The organism is Streptomyces sp. NPDC006385 (assembly GCF_040612485.1).
GTDB lineage: Bacteria > Actinomycetota > Actinomycetes > Streptomycetales > Streptomycetaceae > Streptomyces.
In genome coordinates, this window is the sequence record NZ_JBEXQG010000066.1 from 45,727 (window position 1) to 51,727 (window position 6,001).

Here is a 6,001-nt window from a genome sequence, read left to right on the forward strand (position 1 = left end):
ACTTCGGAATTGATCACTCCGTAACGGGCCGAGCGAGCCGAGGATTCCCAGGACAAACCCTTCTGATCGACACTTTCGAGTGGAAAGCGGTCGCCCCAAAGGATGGCTCAAAGGAAAAGAGTGGACGAAGGGTGACTTGCGTGACGGTGGACACCGAAGGGGCCTGGGGAGCGATTTGTCGACAGTGTCACGCTTGCTTGTCGACTTGTCCCCAGGTCGAGATGAGGACCTGTGGATAACTCCTGTGGATAACGACAACCAGCTGGTAGGACTGGCGGAAATCCAGCGTCTGCGGTGGCCTCCGAGGCCCCTCAGAACCGCCCGTCCTGGCATCGCGCCACCCAGTCCGCCGCCGACACGAACTCCTCGTCCGAGGTCCCGGGGCGCGGCGGCTGGACATCCCCCGGCGCCATGTCCGCGCGTGGGTACGAGCCCAGGAACCGCACCTCCAGGCAGATCCGCTTCAACCCCATCAGCGTCTCGGCCACCCGGCGGTCGGAGATGTGTCCTTCGGCGTCGATGCAGAAGCAGTAGTTGCCGATGCCGGCGCCGGTCGGCCGGGACTGCAGCAGCATCAGGTTTATGCCGCGCGTGGCGAACTCGCCGAGGAGGTCGCGCAGCCCGCCGGGGTGGTCGTCGCGCTGCCACAGCACGACGGACGTCTTGTCCGCGCCGGTCGGCGCCGCGGGCCGGGCGGGCCTGCCCACCAGCACGAACCGCGTCTGGGCGTTCTCGGCGTCGTGGATTTCGGTCTCCAGGGCCTCCAGGCCGTACCGGGCGGCCGCGAACTCCCCGGCGAAGGCGGCGTCGTACTGGCCCTCCTGGACCAGGCGCGCGGCGTCCGCGTTCGAGGCGGCCGACTCCCAGTGGGCGTCGGGGAGGTTCTTCTTCAGCCAGTTGCGCACCTGCGGCTGGGCGGCCGGGTGCGCGGAGACCGTCTTGATGTCCGACAGCGTCGTGCCGGGCCTGACCAGCAGCGCGAAGGTGATCGACAGCAGCACCTCGCGGTAGATCATCAGCGGCGCGCCCGCGACCAGCTCGTCGAGCGTGGTCGTGATGCCGCCCTCGACGGAGTTCTCGATCGGCACGAACGCGGCCTCGGCCTCACCGGCGCGCACCGCGTCGAGCGCGGACTGCACGGACACATAGGGGATCAGCTCCCGGGTCGCGGCCTCGGGAAGCGTGCGCAGGGCGACTTCGGTGAAGGTGCCCTCGGGGCCGAGATAGGCATAGCTCGCTGGCATGACCTCACCCTAATGGGCCTTGCGAAGGGCGGCGCACGGATCTCACTCGGCCGCCGAAAGGGGCGATCGGCGCCACATCACCCCTCCAGCAACCGCTGTCCCACGTACTCCCCCTCCGCCGCCCCGCCCGGCACCGCGAAAAGCCCGCTCGCCTCGTGCCGGATGAACTTTGACAGGGCGTCGCCCCGGTCGAGCTTGCGCTGGACGGTGACGAAGCCGCGCAGCGGGTCGGCCTGCCAGCAGATGAACAGCAGCCCCGCGTCGGGCACCCCGTCCGTGTCGATGCCGTCGTGGTACGAGAACGGGCGTCGCAGCATCGCCGCGCCGCCGTTCTGGTCGGGCCGGGTGATGCGGGCGTGCGCGTTGATCGGGACGACCAGGTTCCCCGCTTTGTCCGTCTTCTCCAGGTCCATCTCGGTCGTCTCGGTGCCCCCGGACAGCGGCGCCCCGTCGGACTTGCGGCGCCCGATGACGTCCTCCTGCTCCTTGACCGAGAGCTGCTCCCAGTCGTCGAGGAGCATGCGGATGCGGCGTACGACGGCGTAGGAACCGTTCGCCATCCAGGCCGGGTCGTTCGAGCCGGACTCCGGCACGAAGACGCGCTCGTCGAAGTCGGCGTCCGTCGGCTTCGGATTGCGCGTGCCGTCCATCTGGCCCATGAGGTTGCGGGCCGTCATGGGGTGCGCGGTGGCGCCCGGCGACCGGTTGAAGCCGTTCATCTGCCAGCGCACCTTGGCGGCCCGGCCCGCGTCCTTCTGGATCGCACGCAGGGCGTGGAAGGCGACCAGGGCGTCGTTCGCACCGATCTGCACCCACAGGTCACCGTTGCTGCGTGCCTTGTCGAGCTGGTCGGAGGAGAAGTCGGGCAGGGGGTCCAGGGAGACCGGGCGCTGCTTCTCCAGGCCGGTCCGCCCGAAGAAGCTGTGCCCGAAGCCGAAGGTGATCGTCAATGAGGCCGGTCCGGCGTCCCGGGCGACATCCGTGTCGTCCTGCTTGGCCGCCTCGCCCGCCATCAGCCGCCGAGCCGTCTCCGACCAGCGGCGTAGCAACGCCGCTGCCTCCTTGCGGCCCGCGCCCGCCGCCAGATCGAAGGCGATCAGATGGCCGCGCGCCTGGAGTCCCTGGAGGATGCCGGGCTGATGTTTCCCGTGAAACATCACCTGATCGGCGCCCAGCGAGGTGAGCGGAGTCGCCTCCGCCGGCCGTGCCGCATAGCCCACGGCCCCGCCGGCCGCCCCGAGGACCAGCCCGGTGGCACCGGCGGTCCCGAGCAGCAGCCGCCGCGAAATGCCCTCCTTGCCCGCGGCGCGTTCGTCGCCGGCGCCTTCCACAGGGGCGCCTTCGCGGACGCCGCCCTTGAGTGCCGCCTCGGGAGCTTCGGTGGTTCCGGGACTCCGAGGGGTGCGGGCCTCCGGAATGGACTGGTCAGCCATGGTGAGGTTCAGCCGATCTGCGCGTTCTTGGAGACGGTGGTCTGGTCGATGTCGGAGGTCCGCACGGTCACGGCGATCTTCCACTCGCCCGCCATGGGGATCTGGACTCCGCTCGCCGACCAGTGTCCGGTGGCGATGTGGTCGGGGACGACGGGCAGCGGCCCGATGTCCTGGGCCTCCAGGGTGAAGGCGATCTTCACCTCGGGGATGTCGAAGGCGCGGCCGTTGGGCCGCTGGACGTAGACGTGCATCTCGTTGCCGCCCACGCGCGCCGGATCGAGGTCGACTCGTACGACGCCCTTGCCGTCCTCGCCGCCGGTGTCGAAGGACATGTCCAGGGTCAGCGCCCCGGACGCGGACGCGTCGGCGGAAGAGGAGGACGACGCGGCCGCCTTGGCCTCCTCCTCCGTGCGCCCTGGCTCCGTCGACGTCAGCATGGTGGTGACGGCGAGCAGGACGACGGCGACGCCCGCCTCGGCGAGGACCGAGCGCCGCAGTCCGAACCGGTTGGGGTCGGCGTCCCGCTGCCGCTTCTGCCGGGCGGCGTCGATCGCGTCCTGCTGCCGGGCGAGCTGGGCGGCACGCTCGGAGTCGCCGCCCTTCTTGCCGGGCACGGCGGCCGAGGCGGCCTTCTTGCCGGAGACGGACAGCGAGGCGGAGGTGCCGGACCGGGCGGCGGCGTGCTCCTTCTCGCCCTCGCCCGCGGTCTCCTCGCCTTCGTCGGCCCTCGTCTCCCGCACGTGGGCCGCCTTCGTCTCCCGCTCATCGGCGCCCTTCTCCGCCTCGCCGGGCTCCTTCTCGCGCTCGACGGCGTCCTTCGCCTTCCGTGGCTTCAGCACCGCCGTCTCCGCCGTCTCCGCCGGCACCGCCGTCTCCGCCAGCCGCGCCGTCCACCGCCGCGACACCCACGCGATCCCGACGAGCAGCACCACGAGCCCGATCTTGACCAGCAGTAGCTGCCCGTACCGCGTGCCGGTGAACGCCGACCATGAGCCGAGCTGCCGCCAGGACTGGTAGATCCCGGTCGCGACCAGCGCCAGCACGCTGCCGAAGGCGACGCGCGAGAACCGTCGTACGGCGGACGCCTCGACCGGCGTGTCCGCGGGCGCCCGGTAGAGGGCCACGAGCAGCGCGGCGAGCCCGCCGAGCCAGCCCGCGACGGCCAGCAGGTGGACGACGTCGACCGGCATCGCGATCCCGGCCTGGAGCCCGGTCGAGGCGTGCTCGGACATGGCCCAGCTCGCCGCGAGCCCCGCCGCCACGACGGTCCCGCCGATCGCGAGCCCGAAGGTGAGGTCCCGCTTCTCCTCGTCCTCGCGCTTGTCGTACGCCCCGAACAGCACCGCGATGAACAGCGCCGCCGCGGCGAGCAGCAGCAAGCGGGACACCAGCGCCGCACCCGTCTTGGTCTGCAGCACCTGCCCGAGCAGCTCCAGGTCGAAGATGTCGCCGACCTTGCCCGTGCTGGTGTACGAGCCGCGCAGCAGCAGCAGTCCGAGCGTGGCGGCGGTCAGCGCCAGCCATCCGGAGACGACGAGCCGTTGCAGCGCCCGCACGCCCGACCCGCGCTGCCAGCAGGCCAGCACGAAGGCGGCACCGCCGACCAGGACGATGAAGCCGGCGTACGACACGTACCGCCCGAAGCCGTACAGCCAGCCGACGACCCCGCCGCCCGCCTCCTGGGCGGAGACCGAGACGGTGGTCTGCGAGGGCGCGCCGATGGAGAAGGTGTAGGCGCCGGCGACGGGATGGCTGTCCTCGGACACCACCTGGTAGGTGACGGTGAACGTGCCGTCGGGCAGGCCGCTGTGGAGTTTCACGGCGTACGTCGTGCCGCTGACATTGGCCGGGTCGCCCCGGTCGATGCGCTTGCCCTTGGGATCGAGCACGCGCAGCGAGTCGTCGGACAGGGCGACCTTCTCGGAGAAGGTCAGCGAGACCTGCGTCGGGGCCTTGTCCACCACCGCCCCCTGCCGGGGGTCGCTGCCGGTCAGGGCGGCGTGCGCGGAGACCGGCCCGGCACCGGCGAGGAGCAGCCCGGTGGCGGCCAGGAGCAGCAGCACCAGGGTCCGGACGCGGGGGGCGATGGTCTGGGTCAAGGCGATCTCTCCCTCAGTGTCCGGTGGTCGGGGTGTACGTCGCGGACTTCACCGGCATCTCGACGGTGACCGTGCCGGACTCGGCGAAGTGGAGCTTCACGGTCACCTTCTCGCCCTGCTTCGGCTTCCGCTTCAGCTTCTCGAACATCAGATGGCTGCCGCCGCTCTTGAACACGAGCTGCCCGTGCGCGGGGACGTCGATGTCCTTGACCTCCTGCATCGACGAGTCGACGGTCTCGTGGGTGGTCACATCGCCGATGTCGCTCGTGACGGAGGTCAGTTCGTCCTTAGCGCCGCCCTTGTTGGTGATCGTCAGGAAGCCGGCCGCCATGGAGTCCGAGACCGGCTGCGGGATGTAGGCGCCGCTGACGGACAGTTCGGCCTGGGAGTCGCCGGAGTCGCCGGAGTCGCCCGAGCCGCAGCCCGCCAGGACGAGGGCCGCGGTCGTCACCAGGCTCACCAGGGTCACCGGGGCCAACCGCCTCACGGCTTCTCCCCCTTGATCAGCTTGGGGAGGTCCTTGGTGTAGTCGCCCACCTGGGCGTCCTCGGTGTAGAGGACGTACCCGGCGTCGGTCTTCGGCGAGAACGCGACGACCTGGGTGCCGTGGGTGGAGACCATCTTGCCGTTCTTGTCCTTGTGCGGCGGCTCGATGGAGATGCCGAGCGTGCGGGCGCCGGCCTGGATGGTGTCGAAGTCGCCGGTCAGGCCGACGACCTGCGGGTCGATGCCCTTGAGCCACTTGCCGAGCGCGGACGCGGTGTCGCGCTTCGGGTCGGTGGTGACGAACACGACGCGCAGCTCGTCCTGCTCGGCCTTGGGCAGCTGCTTCTTGGCGACGGCGATGTTGCTCATCGTCAGCGGGCAGACGTCGGGGCAGTTGGTGTAGCCGAAGTAGATCAGCGTGGGCTTGCCCTTGGTCTCCTTGCGGAGGTCGTACTTCTCGCCGTGGGTGTCGGTGAGGACCAGGTCCGGCTTCTCGAACGGCTTGTCGAGGACTATGGCGGCCTTGTCCGAGCCTGCCTCCTCGGAGACGACGGTGACGGGCTGCTTGCCGTCGTCACCGCTGCCGCAGGCGGAGAGGGTGAGGGTGGCGGCGGCGAGCAGTGCGGCCGCGGTGAGGGTCTTGGCCGGCGTGGCCGCAGCCGCCGCAGAAGCCGCCGCTGTTGCACTCGCAGCCGCATCCGTGGTTCTGGGTTTCCATTTCCAATTCCCCTTTCTCTTC

The 6,001-nt window shown here is 70.4% G+C and carries 5 protein-coding genes; all 5 read right to left on the minus strand.

Annotated features, from left to right (window positions below; translation table 11 throughout):
• Positions 1–311: 311 nt before the first annotated feature.
• A complete protein-coding gene (pheA, locus tag ABZ078_RS34955; protein ID WP_356582062.1) occupies positions 312–1,244 on the minus strand; it encodes a prephenate dehydratase in 933 nt (310 codons plus the stop codon).
• Positions 1,245–1,321: 77 nt separating this feature from the next.
• Positions 1,322–2,677 carry an iron uptake transporter deferrochelatase/peroxidase subunit gene (gene efeB, locus ABZ078_RS34960; RefSeq protein WP_356582064.1) on the minus strand — a complete coding sequence of 452 codons (1,356 nt, stop codon included), beginning with the start codon at positions 2,675–2,677 and terminating at the stop codon, positions 1,322–1,324.
• Between the two features lie 8 nt (positions 2,678–2,685).
• Positions 2,686–4,776 (minus strand): copper resistance protein CopC, encoded by a 2,091-nt coding sequence (locus ABZ078_RS34965; protein ID WP_356582065.1) that lies wholly within the window; start codon positions 4,774–4,776, stop codon positions 2,686–2,688.
• 13 nt (positions 4,777–4,789) lie between these two features.
• Positions 4,790–5,263 carry a copper chaperone PCu(A)C gene (locus ABZ078_RS34970; protein ID WP_356582067.1) on the minus strand — a complete coding sequence of 158 codons (474 nt, stop codon included), beginning with the start codon at positions 5,261–5,263 and terminating at the stop codon, positions 4,790–4,792.
• On the minus strand, positions 5,260–5,883 hold the full coding sequence (locus ABZ078_RS34975; RefSeq protein WP_356582079.1) for an SCO family protein: 624 nt from the start codon (positions 5,881–5,883) through the stop codon (positions 5,260–5,262). Before ABZ078_RS34975 ends, ABZ078_RS34970 begins: the two co-directional genes overlap by 4 nt.
• Between the last annotated feature and the right edge of the window lie 118 nt (positions 5,884–6,001).

Excerpts from the sequence above, each read along its gene's own strand:
- pheA (WP_356582062.1), bottom strand. The coding sequence starts at position 1,244 with ATGCCAGCGAGCTATGCCTATCTCGGCCCCGAGGGCACCTTCACCGAA.
- efeB (WP_356582064.1), bottom strand. The coding sequence starts at position 2,677 with ATGGCTGACCAGTCCATTCCGGAGGCCCGCACCCCTCGGAGTCCCGGA.